The sequence below is a fragment of the Nocardioides hungaricus genome, from assembly GCF_054782915.1.
In genome coordinates this window covers 88,100-102,800 of sequence record NZ_BAAGRO010000064.1, presented here as the reverse complement: position 1 = coordinate 102,800, position 14,701 = coordinate 88,100, and the positions used below count along the sequence as shown (strand labels likewise).

Here is a 14,701-nt window from a genome sequence, read left to right as displayed (position 1 = left end):
GATCGGTCGTTGACGTCGAGGCGCGCGCGGGCAAGACGGAGCCCTGACACGCGACGGGCAAGGCTAGCAGCGGGGCGCTCAGCCGCCCAAATTCCAGCCGCCCCAATTCCAACCCCGCCGCTCGGCCAGCCAGTCCCAGCACACCTCGCCCTGCCACCGCTGGCCATCGCGCATGTGCGGCGAGGTCGGCGGCACCGGCTGGGCCGCCGAGGCCAGGAAGTACCCGGCGACCAGCGCGATCGCGATGTCGACGGCCTCGGCGGGCACGTCTCGGGTGGTCGCCGCGGAGGCGAGCACGGCGTCCACGTCCAGGCCGTCGCCGCGCGGGCCGATCAGCAGCAGGACGGTGTCGATCCAGGCCGCGCCGACGACCGGCCAGTTCCAGTCGCAGAGCAGCGCGCGCCCGTCGGCGGTGAGCAGCAGGTTGTCGTCGCGGACGTCGGTGTGCACGAGCGTCGTCCCGCCCATCACCTCGGCATAGCGGGCGGCCAGCGCGGCCGCCTCATCGAGGTGCTCGGCGAGGCCGGGCAGGTCGGGCGGGGCGGCGCGGAGCGCGTCCCAGTACGCCGGGAACCCGGCGAACTCCGTCACGAACGCCTCCGCGGCCAGCCCGGCCGGGGGAGGCGTGAGCGTCGCCGCGAGCCGCTCGGCCAGCGCCACGCAGCGGGCCAGGTCGTCGGCGCGCCACGGCCGCCGGGGCGCCCGCGCGTCGACGTACTGCGTCGCCAGCACCATCCAGTCCGCGTCGTCGTGGGTCCACAGCAGCCGCGGCGCGGGGGTGCCGGGCGGGAGCGCGGCCAGCTTGCGCGCCTCCTCGCGGTACGCCGCCGCGAACATCCGCTGCGCCCGGTGCGAGGCCGCCTTCACGAAGTGCCGCGACCCGTCCGCACAGGTCAGCACGGAGGCGAAGCCGGGGGTGAAGCCCGCGCCCTGCGACTCGGCCGTCACGACCGGCGACCCGCACCGCTGCTCGACCAGCGTGCGCACGCGCGGCGGAAGGTGCGGCCACTCCAGGCGGCGGGCGGTGCGGCCGTGGGGGATGGTCGTCGGGCGGCGTACGTCGGGCACGGGCCCATCCTCGCGGACGCGGGCTCCCGACCCCTCCTGTGGGAGACTGGTGCGTCCCCCGAAGCTCGTACGAGAGACGTCTGTGCCCACGAACCCGACCGCGCCGCTGCCCGGCCACACGCCCCCGGCGATCATCCGCAACTTCTGCATCATCGCGCACATCGACCACGGCAAGTCGACGCTGGCCGACCGGATGCTGCAGCTGACCGGCGTCGTCGACGAGCGCAGCGCCCGAGCGCAGTACCTCGACCGGATGGACATCGAGCGCGAGCGCGGCATCACGATCAAGAGCCAGGCCGTCCGGATGCCGTGGACGGTCCCGGCGGGCAACGACGAGGGCGCCGAGCCCGGCACCTACGTGCTCAACATGATCGACACCCCGGGCCACGTCGACTTCACCTACGAGGTGTCCCGCTCGCTCGAGGCGTGCGAGGCCGCGATCCTGCTCGTCGACGCCGCCCAGGGCATCGAGGCGCAGACGCTGGCGAACCTCTACCTCGCGATGGGCGCCGACCTGCACATCATCCCGGTGCTCAACAAGATCGACCTGCCGAGCGCCAACCCGGAGAAGTACGCCGCCGAGCTCGCCGGCCTCGTGGGCTGCGACCCGGGCGAGGTGCTGCAGGTGAGCGCCAAGACCGGCCTGGGCGTCGGGGCGCTGCTCAACGAGATCGTGAAGCAGACCCCGCCGCCGGTCGGCGCGGCCGACCGGCCGGCCCGGGCGCTGATCTTCGACTCCGTCTACGACACCTATCGCGGCGTGGTCACCTACGTCCGGGTCATCGACGGCAAGCTCACCCACCGCGACCGGATCAAGATGATGTCGACCGGCGTCACCCACGAGCTCCTCGAGCTCGGCGTGATCAGCCCCGAGCAGGTCAAGGCCAACGAGATCGGCGTCGGCGAGGTGGGCTACCTGATCACCGGCGTGAAGGACGTCCGCCAGTCTCGCGTCGGCGACACCGTCACCATCCAGCACGGCGGCGCCACCGAGGCCCTCGGCGGCTACAAACACCCGAACCCGATGGTGTACGCCGGCCTCTACCCGATCGACGGCGACCAGTTCGGCGACCTGCGCGAGGCGCTGGAGAAGCTCCAGCTCAACGACGCCGCGCTGACCTACGAGCCGGAGACCTCCGGGGCGCTGGGCTTCGGCTTCCGCTGCGGCTTCCTCGGCCTGCTCCACATGGAGATCACCCGCGACCGGCTCGAGCGCGAGTTCGGCCTCGACCTGATCTCGACCGCGCCCAATGTGGTCTACGAGGTGCAGATGGAGGACGGCTCCGAGCACGAGGTCACCAACCCGAGCGAGTTCCCCGAGGGCAAGATCGCCGAGGTCCACGAGCCGGTCGTGCGCGCCACGATCCTGAGCCCGTCGGACTACATCGGCACGATCATGGAGCTCTGCCAGACCAAGCGCGGCAGCCTGCTCGGCATGGACTACCTCTCCGAGGACCGGGTCGAGATGCGCTACACGCTGCCGATGGGCGAGATCGTCTTCGACTTCTTCGACCAGCTGAAGTCGCGCACCAAGGGCTACGCCTCGCTCGACTACGAGCGCTCCGGCGAGCAGGCCGCCGACCTGGTCAAGGTCGACATCCTGCTCCAGGGAGAGCCGGTCGACGCGTTCTCCGCGATCGTGCACCGCGACGCCGCCTACGCGTACGGCGTGATGATGGCCGGCAAGCTCAAGGAACTCATCCCGCGCCAGCAGTTCGAGGTCCCGATCCAGGCCGCGATCGGCGCCCGGGTGATCGCCCGCGAGAACATCCGCGCGATCCGCAAGGACGTGCTCGCCAAGTGCTACGGCGGCGACATCACCCGCAAGCGCAAGCTGCTGGAGAAGCAGAAGGAGGGCAAGAAGCGGATGAAGATGGTCGGCCGGGTCGAGGTCCCGCAGGAGGCCTTCGTCGCCGCGCTCGCCACCACCCAGCCGGCGGAGAAGACGAAGAAGTAGTAGCGCCGCACCACTGATGCTTCTACTGACGCATCAGTGGTGCTAGCGTGGCGGCATGCGCACCACGATCCGGCTCGACGACGACGTCGTCGCCGCCGCCGAGCGCCTGCGCCGAGAGCGCGGCATCGGTCTGGGCGAGGCCGTGAACGAGCTGGCCCGCGCGGGCCTGGCTCGCAACGGTGGGCGGCGCACGCCGTTCCTGCAGCGCACGGCGGACCTCGGAGCCGGCATCGACGTCACCAACGTGGCCGAGGCATTGGAGCTCCTCGACGAGTGGGACGCGCGAGAACGCAGGCCCCCCGCGTCGTGATCGTCGACGCGAACGTCCTGATCTACGCCGTCCACGAGTCCTCGGCGTTTCACCGCGAGGCCAGGGAGTGGCTCGCGGATGCGCTCAACGGCGCCACTCGGATCGGCCTCCCCTGGGTCTCGCTGACCGCGTTCCAGCGGATCACCACCCACCCGCGCGCCTTCGCCGCTCCGCTCTCACCGGACGCGGCGTGGAGCCACGTCACGGACTGGCTGTCCGCGGAGCAGGCGTGGGTTCCCACTCCTGGTCCACGGCATGCCGAGATCCTGGGGCCGCTGCTCGTCGGCGGCGACCTCCGTGGCAACCTCGTCCCCGACGCGCACCTGGCCGCCCTCGCCCTCGAGCACGGTGTCGGCGTGTGCTCCTTCGACAGCGACTTCGCCCGCTTCGAGGGCCTGCCCTGGACCCACCCCGCTCGGCGGCGCCCCGGGTGACCGACGCGATCCGCCACCCTCGCCCAGGCCGTCCAGGACTGGCGAGGTTTTCGGCCGTGGCCCTCCGGGGAACGGTCCCGACGGGGACTGACCAAGGGGGACCGATGTCCAGCACCGCACCACGGGTCGACGCGTCGTTCGTCGACCGGCTGAGGACGCGCAGGCCGACCGCCTACGAGCACGGGCTCGCCGGGGATCCGCGGCTCGGCCTCGACGCGATCGCCCGGCTCGCCGAGGAGCTCGGGGCGGACTCGATCTCGGCCGAGCGGGCCGCCAAGCCGATGGTCTCCGACGACGCCGGCGCGCGGGCGGTCATCGCCGTCGAGTCCATCGCCGACCAGGTCCGGTCGCTCGCCGCGAACGACTCCTGGTTCACGCTGCTCAACATCGAGCAGTCGCCGGCGTACGCCGCCCTCGTCGACGAGATCCTCGACGGCCTGGCCGCCCGCGGCGGGATCGACCCGCGCACGATGAGGCGCCGGATGGGCTTCGTGTTCGCGAGCTCGCCCGGCTCGGTCACCTCGGCCCACTTCGACATCGAGCACAGCTTCCTGCTCCAGCTCGAGGGCCGGCGCACGCTCGGCTTCGGGAGGTTCCGCGACGCGGCCGACCGGGAGCGGGAGGTCCAGCGCTACTGGAGCGGGTCCCTCGGCCGGCTCGACACGATGCCGGCGCAGGTGGACGAGGTCGAGCTGGGCCCGGGCGCCGGCGCCTACATCCCGCCGTACACCCCGCACTGGCTGGTCAACGGCGACGCGACGTCGCTGTCGCTGACGGTGACGTTCTTCGACCGGTCGAACGCCGACGAGTCGATGGTGCAGGCGTTCAACCAGCGGCTGCGCCGCGCCGGCCTGTCGCCGCGGACCTACGGCGAGGCGCCGGTGCGCGACGCGGCGAAGGCGGGCTTCATGCGGATCTACGGCGGGGTCAAGCGCCGCTTCCGGCCTGAGACCTCCGCCTCGCACTGAGCCCGCGCCGCGCGGCCCGGGCGGCGTCCTCGAGCGCCAGCACCAGCCGGGGCCAGGGGCCGCGCGCGACCCGCAGCCGGGTCAGCGTGCGGGTGTGGTCGGCGAAGGAGCGCTTGTACGCCTCGTCGCCGCGCAGGAGATCGACCTCGGCGGCGTCGGAGGAGGCCACCACGTCCGCCAGCAGCACGGTGCCCGCGCCGTCGTGCTCGGGGCGCAGCGAGCGCGCGACCTGGTAGAGGCTGAGCCGGCCGCCCACCAGGAACGAGACCACGACCGCCGCGACCCGCGGTCCATCAGCGAGCACGTCGACCCGAGCCTCGCCGCGGGCCGCGCCGGCGGCGACGGCACGGGTCACGACGTCGAGCTCCGCAAGCAGCGGACCGCGGTCGCCGCGCTCCTCGTGCAGCCGGCGCAGCGCCCCGAGGCCGGCGCCGACGTCGGCCTCCACCCGATGCGCCAGGCCGCGCTCGGCCAGGCGCCTGCGGGAGCGGCGCACGCTCCTGCTCTCGCCGCCGGCGGGCAGCGGCCGCCAGGGCGCCACGTCGTCGGGTCGCGCGGTCGCGCCGACGGCCCGGGCGAGCAGCGGCTCGGCGACCAGCCCGCGGACGTCGAGCAGCCAGGAGCGCCGGGTCGCGAACCAGCGCCCGACCGCGGCCGCGACGGCGTCCTCGCGGCCCGGCTCGGCGAGGAGGTCGAGGTGGTCGGGGCAGAGCACCGCCGGGCCGGGCGCGGCGTACCGGACCATCCCCAGCCGCCGGGTCCTGCTCAGCGCCAGCCCACCCACGAGGCGGTCCTCGTCGAGGACCAGCAGGTAGCGGGCGGGATGCGCGTCGAGCCACCAGGACCGGGCGAACGGCGAGGGCAGGGGCTGGGCGAGCACGAGCGCGTCCCAGGCACGCCGGTGCGCGCCGAGCCCGGCGCACTCGTGGACGACCAGGGCGCCGGACATGGAGAGAGACGCTACCTGCGACCAGCGCCCGTCGGCGACCGCGACGATCCCCAGTTCCGGACCCGCGGTGTTTCGAATTGCCCCACCGCGGGCACGCAGGGGTTGACAGCACTCGCTGGTCTCTCTCGGGGCCACTCATGTGGGCTGACGCTGCGAGCCGATCACTGGGGGAAGGTTTCGCATGTCGCAGGATGAGCCGTCGATCGAGACCAGGTCGATGATCGATCGGGCCACCGGCAAGGCCACCAGGTCCACCGGCACGGCCACCAGGTCCGCCACGTCGACCTCGTCCCGGCGGGCGCAGGAGCTGCGCACCGAGCTGGGGGTGCGGCGGGAGGCGGACGAGCTGCTCGCCGAGGCGAGCCAGGCGCGCCAGCGCGCCGCGGCCGAGGCCGACGCGCTGATCGCGCAGGCCGAGGCGGTCTCCGAGGACCTGGTCGCCGAGGCGCGGGCCGAGGCCGAGCAGCTCGTGCGGCAGGCCCAGGAGCGAGCCGACGGCATCGTCGGGCAGGCGCAGGCGGAGGCCGACCGGATCCGCGGCGGCTCGACCGGGGCGCTCAACGAGGCCGAGCGGCGGCTGGGCGATCTCGTGCCGATGCTCAGCCAGGCCGCGGCGGCCGTCGCGGAGGTGCGCGACGCCGTCGTCGCCACGCGCGGGGCGGGGTCGACGCAGGCCACGATCGCGGTGCTCGAGCACCTGCCGCAGGGCCCGCAGGACGTCGGCGTCGTGGCCGAGGACGGCAGCGACGGCGAGGACCGGGACGGCCGGGCGAACGGCGTTCCGGCGGCGGCCTCCGGGGACGACCCGCGCCCGCTGGGCTGGCTGTTCCGCTCCGCGCAGGGCTGATCCTTGTCAGGCTCCGCCGTCCGGCGCGGCGCAGACCGGGCTGCGCTCGGTCGGGTCGTCGGTGACCGGGTGCACCAGCACCCGGTCGAGACGGGCGCCCGCGGGCAGGGGCCGGAACAGCTGCATCCAGATCCGCGTCCGTCCGGTCGGCACGCAGCTCCAGCGCCCCGAGACGACCGCCAGCAGCTCGCCGTCGGCACCGAGGACGACGCCCTGGGCGATCACCTCGGTGACCCGGCCCGGGTTGGTGAGGTCGGCGATCGCGACGGCGCCCTCCGCGGTGGACCGCAGCCGGACCGGCTCCGCGGTCACGTCCGGCGCCGGGGGCGGCGGATCGCCGGCCGGCGCCCAGGAGACGTCGCGGTAGCTCACGTCCACGCTGCCGACCTCGGCGTCCGGGCCGACGTCGAGGTAGAGGCCGTACTCGCGGCCGGGTCGCAGGTTCACCACCGAGCAGCAGCTGCTGCGGCTGCGGCGCTCGACCGACGTGGCGATCAGCTCGCCGTCGGCGTCGCGCGCCGAGATCACGGCGTCGGCGTACAGCAGCGTGCGGTCGCTGGTGTTGCGCACCACCACCGAGAGCAGCCCCTCGACCGTGCCGGTGTCCTGCGTGACGAGCACCGGGTCGCCGGTCCCCGGGGCAGTGCCAGGAGCAGTGCCGGGCGCGGGGCCGGCCGCGGCCGAGCCGGAGAGCTGGTCGGAGATCGTCGAGCAGCCGCTCGCCAGCAGCGCGCCGGCGATGCTCAAGGCCACCACCACGAGACGTCGCCGCATGGTTCCCCCTGGTCGATGCGTGAGTGCCGTCGGACCGCTTCGTACCCGCCGGTCCGGTGCTCCAACCACCCTTGCCCGGCTGGGGTTACGCCAGTGAGCGAGCTGGTGCAGACACCGCACCGGACGGTCGTGCTCGTGGTGTCCGACCACCTGGCCCGAGCGGCCCGCCGGGACCGCGCCGGGGGCACGCCGTCCGGATCGCCGGCGGCGACCTCACGGTGCGGATCTCGATGACCGGCCGGGACCGTGCTGCCGACGTGCCCGAGGCGCGGTCGTTCCTCCCGGCCGGGGTGGCCGCCGACGGCGAGGCGGCCCGCACCGCCCGCGGCGCCCTGTGGCTGGCGACCAACGGCATCGTGGTCAAGGGGTCGCAGACGATCGTGCTGCTGACCCTGGCCGCGATGCTGGCGCCGTCGGCCCTCGGCCTGGTCGCGCTCGGCACCCTCGTCGCCAACGTCTCCGCGGTCCTCACCAGCCTGGGTACGGCGAGCGCGCTGGTCTACTGGCGCGGCGACGTGCACCGGGCGGCGCGCAGCGCGGTCACCCTCGGCGCGGCCCTCGGCCTGGTGGTCGCCGGGCTACTGTGGCTGGCGGCCCCCTGGCTGGCCAGCAGCTTCAACGTCGGCGCCGACGGGGCCGGCGTGATCCGCGGGCTCACCGTCACCCTGCCCTGCCTGGCGGTCGCGGCGGTGACCACCGAGCTGCTGCGCCGCCGGCTCGCCTTCGCGCGCCGGATCGTCCCCGACACCGTCTCCTCGCTCGTCGGGGCCGTGGTCGCGATCGTGCTGGCCAGCCAGGGGGTGGGCGTGATGGCCCTCGTCGTGGGCCAGATCGTGCAGGGCGTGCTGACGATGCTGCTGGCCTGGGTCGTCCACCCGCCCGTCGTACCGGGCTGGAACGCCGAGGACGTGCGCGGGCTGCTGTCCTACGGCGGGCCGTACGCCGCCGCGAACCTGCTCGAGCTCGTGCAGCTCAACGTCGACTACCTGATCGTGTCGCGGGTGCTCGGCGGCGAGGCGCTCGGCCAGTACTCCCTCGCGTTCCGGATCGCGTTCATGCCCTACCTGATGATCGTGGTCGTCACGACCGGCGCGGCGTTCCCCTACCTGTGCCGGCAGCGCGGTGCCGGGCTCGGCCGGGCGACCGCCACCGTGTCGATGGCGACGCTGACGCTGGTGGCGCCGATCTGCCTGGGCATCGTGCTGTTCGCCGACGGCCTGGTGCTGCTCGGCGACAGGTGGTCGCCGGGCGTGCCGGTGGTGGCCTGGCTGGCGGCGTACGCCGTCCTGCTCAGCGTCGGGCAGCTCGTGCAGACCGCGCTCAACGCCGCCGGGCGTCCCGCGCTCTCGCTGGTGCTGCGGCTGTGCCACCTGGTGCTGCTGACGCTGGTGATCCTCGTGGTCGCCCGGCGCGGCATCGTCGCGGTCGCGGTCGCGCAGGTCGCGGTCGCCGCGGTCGTGGCGGTGCTCGCGCTCGCGCTGGCCCGGCTCCACGTCGCCGGACTGTCGCTGCGGCGCCTGGTCGGCTCGCTGCGCCCGGCCCTGCTGGGCGGCGCGGCGATGGCCGCGGTCGTCGTCTCGCTCCGCGCGCTGCTCGACCCCGTGCTGCCGGCCGCCGCGGTGCTCGTCCTGGTCGGCGCGGCCGGGCTGCTGGCCTACGTGGCGACGGTCCGGATCCTCGACCGCGCGCATCTGGCCGAGGCCGCGCAGCTGCTGCGGAGGCCGGCATGAGGAGCGGGGTGCGCGGTCTCGGCACGCTGGTCCGGCCGGCGGCGACGCTGGGCCGCCGGCTGTCCGGCGCGCGTGGGCTGACCGTCCTCGGCTGGCACCGGGTCGACGGCGACAGCCGGGGGCTCTCGACCGGCGTCGACGACTTCCGGCGCCACCTCGACGCGATCGGGGAGTGGGGCGCGACGGTGCTGCCACTCGAGGAGGCGGCGGCCCGGCTGACGGCGGGGACGCTGCCGGAGCGGGCGCTCGCGCTCACCTTCGACGACGGCTACGCGAGCGTGGTCGAGACGGCATGGCCGATCCTGCGCGAGCGGGGCCTGCCGGCGACGCTGTTCGCGGTCTCCGGCTTCCTCACCGGCGATCACCGGTTCGCCTGGGACCGGTGCGAGCCGCGGCACGACCGGCATCGGCTGGTGCGCCCCGACGAGCTGCTCGCCGCGGCGGAGGACGGGCTGCACGTCGGCTCCCACACCGCCACCCACCCGTGGCTGCCCGCGCTCGACCAGATCGAGCTGAAGCGCGAGATGGCCGAGTCGCGAGCCGCGCTCGAGGAGCTGCTCGGACGGCCGGTGCGCACGCTGGCCTACCCGACCGGCGGCTGGTCCCCGCGGGTGCGGGAGGCCGCCGCGGAGGCGGGCTACGAGACCGCGGTCACCGTCGACCGGGGGCTCAACACCGCGCGCACCCCGGCGCTGTCGCTGCGCCGCTCCTTCGCGCCCACCGACGTCCGCGACCTGCGGCTGGTGCTCGACGGCGCCTACACCCTGCTGCGGCCGCTGGACACCTGGCGCCGCCGGAAGGGCCCGTCGTGGTGACGGCCCCCGCACCGGCCCGGGCGCCCGCCCTCGCCCGGCCGCGCACGGCCTGGACGGTGTGGCTGCCGCTCCTCGCCGCCGCCGTGCTCGGCCTCGCCATCGGGCTCGCGCCCGGCGTGTCCGGGGCGGCGCTCGCCGCCGGGGTCGGGCTCGCCGTCCTGCTGCTGCGCGTCGAGCTCGCCGCGCTGCTGGTCGTCGCGCTCGCGCCGTTCGAGGACGTCGTCGCGGAGGTCGACCCGCGCGCGGCCAAGGCCGCCGCGGTCCTGCTCGTGGTCGCGTGGGCGATCCGGCGCTGCCGCGGCCGGCTGCACCACGGCCCGCGCAGCCCGGTGCTGGTGCCGGTGCTCGCGTTCGTGGTCGTGCTGCTGGCCGCGACCGCCGTGCACAACAACGGTACGGCGGGCCAGTCGGTGGTGCTGCGGTACGCCGGCTTCCTCGTCGTGCTGCTGGTGCTCGCCGACGTCCTGCGCGGCGGCCTGGCGCCGGAGAGACTCGCCCGCGTGTACGTCGCCTCGTGCACGGTGGCCGCGGCATTCGGCCTGGTCGGCTTCGCGCTCGCCGCCGACCGGCGCGTGGGCGGGCCGATCGGGGACCCGAACGACTTCGGGTTCTTCCTGCTCGCCGCCGTGCCCCTCGCGGTCGGGCTGCGCCCGACCGCGCGCCGGCGCTGGCTCTACGACCTCGCCGTGGCGCTGCTGATCGTGGCGATCCTCGGGACGCTGTCGCGCGGCGCGCTGCTCGGCGTCGTGGCGGCGGGAGCGGTCGCGCTGGTGGCCGGCATGGTCCGGCTCCGCGCCGTGGCGGGCATCGGGGTGCTCGCGGCCGCGGCGACCGCGGCGGTCGTGGTCGCCGTACCCGGCCTGGTGACGCTGAGCCTGTCGCAGAAGGGCTACGTCGCCGACCAGAACGTCGACGAGCGCCTCGGCCTGTGGCAGGCCGCGGCACAGATGACCCTGGAGCGGCCGCTGCTCGGGCAGGGCCCCGGCGCGTTCGCGCAGGAGCAGGCCCGCTACCTCACCGCGCCGCCCATGGACGTCACCCGGCCGCTCGACGTCGCCCACAACACCTGGCTCGAGATCTCCAGCGAGCTCGGCCTGCTCGGGCTGGCGGCGTTCGCGGCGATCCTCGTCGCCGCCTACCTCCAGGCCCGGCGCGCGCACCGCGCCGGCGACCCGCTGGGGGCCGGCGTCTGCGCGGCCCTCGTCGGCTGCGCCGTCGCCGCGACCTTCCTCACCGAGCAGTACTACCTCCCGCTCTGGCTGCTCGTCGCCCTGGCCGTGGGCGTCGGCGCGCGGGTCGCGAAGGCACGTCGATGAGGATCGTGCAGGTCACCACCCAGGCCGTCGGGGGGCCGGTCGACCACGCGGTCGACGTCGCCGCCGGGCTGGCGCGCCGCGGCCACGACAGCCACGTCGTCGGGCCGCCGACGGCGCGCACGCCCCTGGCCGAGGCCGCCGGCGCGACCTGGCACCCGGTCTCGGTCGCCTCCAAGCGCGACGCCGCCGGGGCGCTCGCGGCCGCCCACCTGCTGCGGTCGCTGCGCCCCGATGTCGTGCACCTCCAGGACCGGCGCGCGGGCTGGCTCGGCCGGCTGCTCGCGCCCGCGCTGCGGCCCGCGGGCGTCGTCTACACCCTGCACGGCGTCGCCGACGGCCTCTCCGATCTGGTGGCCGGCAACGCGCTCGCCGGCCGGCGCCGGCGCCGCGACCGCCTCTACTACCTGCACGGCGAGCGCGCGGTCACCCGCTGGGGCCGGGCCCGGGTGGTGGCGCCGAGCGCGGCCGTGGCGCGGTACGCCGTCGAGCACGTCGGGCTCGCCCCGGAGGTCGTCGACGTGGTGCCCAACGGCGTCGACCCCGCCCGCTTCGACCTCGCCGACCCGACCGGCGAGCCGCCGACCGTCGTCTGGGTCGGCGGCTTCGACCCGGTGAAGCGGGTGGACCTGCTGCTGGCCGCGGCCGCCGAGGTCCCCGACGTGCGGGTGCTGCTGGTCGGCGACGGGCCGCTGCGCCGCGACGTGGCAGCCGCGGCCGCCCGGCTGCCGGGCCGGGTCGAGCTGGCCGGCCGGGTCGCGGACCCGCGGCCGCACCTGGCCCGGGCGGACGTGTTCGCGCTCACCTCGGCGGCCGAGAACTGCCCGCTCGCGCTGCTGGAGGCGATGGCCACCGGGCTGCCGGTGGTCGCCACCGCGGTCGGCGGGGTGCCGGAGGTGGTCCGCGACGGCGTCGACGGCCTGCTCCGCCCGAGCGGCGACCGGGCCGCGCTCGCCGGGGCCCTCGCCACGCTGGCCGCCGACCCGGCGCTGCGCGCGCGCACGGGGCGCTCGGCCCGGTCCCGGATCGAGGACGGCTACACCCTCGACCACTGCCTGGACGGGCTGACGGCGACCTACCAGGAGGCCCGGTGCGCATCCTGACCGTGATCGCCGAGATGGGCTCGGGCGGCGCCGAGACCGTCGTCGCCGACCTCGCCACCGGACTGGCCGACCAGGGGCACCGGGTCACCGTCGCCAGCAGCGGCGGCTGGCGGGCCGAGGAGCTCGCCGCCCGGGGGATCGGCACCCTCGGCGTACCCCTGCGCTCGCGCGGGCCGGCGGCCCTCGCGCGCAGCGCGGCCGCGCTGCGCGGCACCGCGCCCGACCTCGTGCACGCCCACAACGTGCGGGCCGCGCTCGCGGCGCACCTCGGCACCCGGACGCTGCGCCGGCGCCGGCCGCCGCTGGTCACCACGGTGCACGGTCTGTCGGACGCCGACTACCCGCGCGCGGCGCGGCTGCTGGCGACCAGCGACGTCGTGGCGGCGGTCTCCCACGACGTCGCCGAGCGGCTCGTCGGCGGCGGACTGGACCGGGGCCGGCTGCGGGTGGTGGAGAACGCCGTACCGCCGCCCGAGCCGACCGGGCGGGCGCGGGCGCGGCGGCTGCTCGGGGTCGCCGCGGACCTGCCGCTCGCGCTGTGCGTGGCGCGGCTGACCGAGCCCAAGCGGGTCGACCTGCTGCTCCGCGCGTGGCCGGACGTGCCCGGTGCGCTGCTCGTCGTGGTCGGGGACGGCGAGCAGCGCACCCGGCTCGAGCGGCTGGCCGCCGAGCGGGTGCGGTTCGTGGGGGAGCGCCGCGACGTGCGGCGGCTGCTCGGCGCCGCCGACGTCCTGGTCCTGCCCAGTGACCGGGAGGGCCTGCCGATGTCGGTGCTCGAGGCGATGGCGGCCGGCGTGCCGGTCGTGGCCAGCGCCGTCGGCGGACTGCGGGCGCTCGGTCCTGACGTGGTCGAGCTGGTGGCCCCGGGCGACGCCCGTGCCCTCGCCGCCGGCGTCCGCCGGGTGCTCGCGGACCCGGACCGGGCGGCGGCGCTGCGGGACCGTGGGCGAGCGGCGGTCCTGCGACGGTTCTCGTCGTCCCGGATGCGGTCGGCCTACGGATGCCTGTACGAGGAGGTACTCGGACAGACGGCATCCGTAACCAAAACGTGACCGGGCAGTTGACCCGGGTGCGGCCCGACAGCCACCGCTGCCGCCGCGTCTCGGGTGAGTGGGGAAGAGCGGGAGGACCTTCCGCAAGCGGCTCTGACGAGGGGGGAACAGTGGAAGCGCGAGACGTGACACGCAGCGTCTGGCGGCACAAGGTGCTGGCCTTGGCGGTGCTGGTCGTGACGGGAGGCGCGGTCGCCGCCGGGCTCGTCGTGGCCCCGAAGACCTACTCCGCCACGGCGACGCTGTCGGCGGCGGCATCGCCCGATGCCGTCGCGACCGGCGAGGACCTGGACTCGCTGCGCGGGAGCCTCGGCGAGCTGGCCAACTCCGAGGCGGTCGTCACCGACGTCGCCGACCGGCTGAGCGAGCCGCGGTCGGCCGACGAGCTGCGGGAGCAGATCTCGGGCCGATGGGTGTCGGGGACGGTTCTCGTCGCGATCGAGGCGACGGACGCCGATCCCCGGGTGGCCGCGGAGATCGCGAACACCGTGGCCGCCGTGCTGCCGCTCTACGACCCGAGCTCCGGGGCGTTCCTGTTCACCACCGGCGACCCGGCCCAGCCGCCGGCGACGTTCTCCAGCCCCAATCTGCTGCTCGGCATCGGCGTCGGTGCCGCGCTCGCCGTGGTGCTGGCGGTCTGCGCGGCGCTGCTGCGCGAGCGGCGCACCGCCGGCATCGGCGACGCCTGCGAGGTGGAGCAGCTCGCCGACGCTCCGGTGCTGCTGCACCTGAGCCCGCCCAAGGACCCGACCTCGCTCCCGGCGCTCTACCCGGGCACCGCGGCCGCCGACGTGTTCCGGCAGCTGCGGGTCGCGCTCGAGGCCGCCGCCAGCAGCGACCCGGTCAGCCTGGTGGTCGTCAGCGGCCTGCGGCCCGGCGACGTCGACGTCTGGCTCGGCGCCAACCTGGCGATCTCGCTGGCGACCGTGCAGCGCCGTGCGCTGCTCGTCGACGGCCGGATCGGCGACGCCGGCTCGGCCATCGAAGGCGGCCCGGACACGATCGGCCTCTACGACGTGCTCGACGGCGCCCCGCTGGTCGATGCGCTCAGCCCCGGGCCGGTCGACCGCCTGACCGTGCTCCCCGCGGGCGAGTGGGGCGGCGAGCCGGCCGAGACGCTGCTGGAGACCCGCTTCGCTGCGGTGATGGCCGAGGCGGCGACGCGGTTCGACGTCGTGGTGGTGCTCGCGCCGCCGCTCGACGCCGGCGACGACGCCCGGGTGATGGCCGCCGGCGGCTCGCTGCTGCTGGCCGTGCCCGACACCGGCGTCAGCCAGCGCGAGCTGCGCCGGCACCTCGGGCGTGTCCGCTCGGTCGGCGTACGCCTGCTCGGCGTGGTGCTGGTCGGCAAGCACGCCGAGCGGATGGCGTCCTGACGCCG

14 protein-coding genes are annotated in these 14,701 nt (G+C 75.5%); 11 read left to right on the top strand and 3 right to left on the bottom strand.

Annotated features, from left to right (window positions below):
* Positions 1–78: 78 nt before the first annotated feature.
* Positions 79–1,068, bottom strand: a complete 990-nt coding sequence (locus tag ACYVKX_RS22135; protein ID WP_460835862.1) for a phosphotransferase family protein — start codon at positions 1,066–1,068, stop codon at positions 79–81.
* 82 nt (positions 1,069–1,150) lie between these two features.
* Between ACYVKX_RS22135 and lepA the strand changes: the two genes are divergently transcribed.
* From lepA to ACYVKX_RS22115, 4 genes are all read left to right on the top strand, one after another.
* Positions 1,151–3,025: a translation elongation factor 4 gene (lepA, locus tag ACYVKX_RS22130; RefSeq protein ID WP_460835861.1), complete on the top strand. Its 1,875-nt coding sequence runs from the start codon at positions 1,151–1,153 to the stop codon at positions 3,023–3,025.
* Positions 3,026–3,080: 55 nt separating this feature from the next.
* The gene (locus ACYVKX_RS22125; RefSeq protein WP_460835860.1) at positions 3,081–3,335 is read left to right on the top strand and encodes a ribbon-helix-helix protein, CopG family; all 255 of its coding nucleotides are present in this window, start codon (positions 3,081–3,083) and stop codon (positions 3,333–3,335) included.
* Positions 3,332–3,769, top strand: coding sequence for a TA system VapC family ribonuclease toxin (locus ACYVKX_RS22120; protein WP_460835859.1), 438 nt, complete (start codon positions 3,332–3,334; stop codon positions 3,767–3,769). The genes ACYVKX_RS22125 and ACYVKX_RS22120 overlap by 4 nt, the downstream gene beginning before the upstream one ends.
* A 104-nt stretch (positions 3,770–3,873) precedes the next feature.
* The gene (locus ACYVKX_RS22115; RefSeq protein ID WP_460835858.1) at positions 3,874–4,737 is read left to right on the top strand and encodes a JmjC domain-containing protein; all 864 of its coding nucleotides are present in this window, start codon (positions 3,874–3,876) and stop codon (positions 4,735–4,737) included.
* On the opposite strand, the gene ACYVKX_RS22110 is transcribed toward ACYVKX_RS22115, so the two are convergent.
* Positions 4,697–5,686 (bottom strand): GNAT family N-acetyltransferase, encoded by a 990-nt coding sequence (locus ACYVKX_RS22110; protein WP_460835857.1) that lies wholly within the window; start codon positions 5,684–5,686, stop codon positions 4,697–4,699. The two genes, ACYVKX_RS22115 and ACYVKX_RS22110, sit on opposite strands and share 41 nt — an antisense overlap.
* Positions 5,687–5,867: 181 nt before the next feature.
* Here ACYVKX_RS22110 and ACYVKX_RS22105 point away from each other — a divergent pair, with 181 nt between their 5' ends.
* The gene (locus tag ACYVKX_RS22105; RefSeq protein ID WP_460835856.1) at positions 5,868–6,533 is read left to right on the top strand and encodes a hypothetical protein; all 666 of its coding nucleotides are present in this window, start codon (positions 5,868–5,870) and stop codon (positions 6,531–6,533) included.
* A gap of 6 nt (positions 6,534–6,539) precedes the next feature.
* Here the strand turns inward: ACYVKX_RS22105 and ACYVKX_RS22100 are convergent, their stop codons facing one another.
* Positions 6,540–7,307, bottom strand: coding sequence for a hypothetical protein (locus ACYVKX_RS22100; RefSeq protein ID WP_460835855.1), 768 nt, complete (start codon positions 7,305–7,307; stop codon positions 6,540–6,542).
* Positions 7,308–7,537: 230 nt separating this feature from the next.
* On the opposite strand from ACYVKX_RS22100, the gene ACYVKX_RS22095 reads away from it, so the two are divergent.
* The 6 genes from ACYVKX_RS22095 (at position 7,538) to ACYVKX_RS22070 (ending at position 14,696) form a co-directional block, all read left to right on the top strand.
* Entirely contained in the window at positions 7,538–9,037 is a 1,500-nt protein-coding gene (locus ACYVKX_RS22095) for an oligosaccharide flippase family protein (protein ID WP_460835854.1), read from the top strand.
* A complete protein-coding gene (locus tag ACYVKX_RS22090; RefSeq protein WP_460835853.1) occupies positions 9,034–9,852 on the top strand; it encodes a polysaccharide deacetylase family protein in 819 nt (272 codons plus the stop codon). Before ACYVKX_RS22095 ends, ACYVKX_RS22090 begins: the two co-directional genes overlap by 4 nt.
* Positions 9,849–11,168 (top strand): O-antigen ligase family protein, encoded by a 1,320-nt coding sequence (locus ACYVKX_RS22085; RefSeq protein ID WP_460835852.1) that lies wholly within the window; start codon positions 9,849–9,851, stop codon positions 11,166–11,168. The genes ACYVKX_RS22090 and ACYVKX_RS22085 overlap by 4 nt, the downstream gene beginning before the upstream one ends.
* Entirely contained in the window at positions 11,165–12,268 is a 1,104-nt protein-coding gene (locus tag ACYVKX_RS22080; RefSeq protein ID WP_460835851.1) for a glycosyltransferase family 4 protein, read from the top strand. Before ACYVKX_RS22085 ends, ACYVKX_RS22080 begins: the two co-directional genes overlap by 4 nt.
* Positions 12,256–13,320 carry a glycosyltransferase gene (locus ACYVKX_RS22075; protein ID WP_460835850.1) on the top strand — a complete coding sequence of 355 codons (1,065 nt, stop codon included), beginning with the start codon at positions 12,256–12,258 and terminating at the stop codon, positions 13,318–13,320. Before ACYVKX_RS22080 ends, ACYVKX_RS22075 begins: the two co-directional genes overlap by 13 nt.
* A gap of 125 nt (positions 13,321–13,445) precedes the next feature.
* Positions 13,446–14,696, top strand: coding sequence for a hypothetical protein (locus ACYVKX_RS22070; RefSeq protein ID WP_460835849.1), 1,251 nt, complete (start codon positions 13,446–13,448; stop codon positions 14,694–14,696).
* The last annotated feature ends 5 nt before the right edge of the window (positions 14,697–14,701 follow it).

Bases quoted from the DNA above. Each gene is read 5' to 3' on its own strand.
- ACYVKX_RS22125 (WP_460835860.1), top strand. From the start codon at position 3,081: ATGCGCACCACGATCCGGCTCGACGACGACGTCGTCGCCGCCGCCGAG.
- ACYVKX_RS22115 (WP_460835858.1), top strand. From the start codon at position 3,874: ATGTCCAGCACCGCACCACGGGTCGACGCGTCGTTCGTCGACCGGCTG.
- ACYVKX_RS22110 (WP_460835857.1), bottom strand. From the start codon at position 5,686: ATGTCCGGCGCCCTGGTCGTCCACGAGTGCGCCGGGCTCGGCGCGCAC.
- ACYVKX_RS22105 (WP_460835856.1), top strand. From the start codon at position 5,868: ATGTCGCAGGATGAGCCGTCGATCGAGACCAGGTCGATGATCGATCGG.
- ACYVKX_RS22100 (WP_460835855.1), bottom strand. From the start codon at position 7,307: ATGCGGCGACGTCTCGTGGTGGTGGCCTTGAGCATCGCCGGCGCGCTG.
- ACYVKX_RS22095 (WP_460835854.1), top strand. From the start codon at position 7,538: ATGACCGGCCGGGACCGTGCTGCCGACGTGCCCGAGGCGCGGTCGTTC.
- ACYVKX_RS22090 (WP_460835853.1), top strand. From the start codon at position 9,034: ATGAGGAGCGGGGTGCGCGGTCTCGGCACGCTGGTCCGGCCGGCGGCG.
- ACYVKX_RS22080 (WP_460835851.1), top strand. From the start codon at position 11,165: ATGAGGATCGTGCAGGTCACCACCCAGGCCGTCGGGGGGCCGGTCGAC.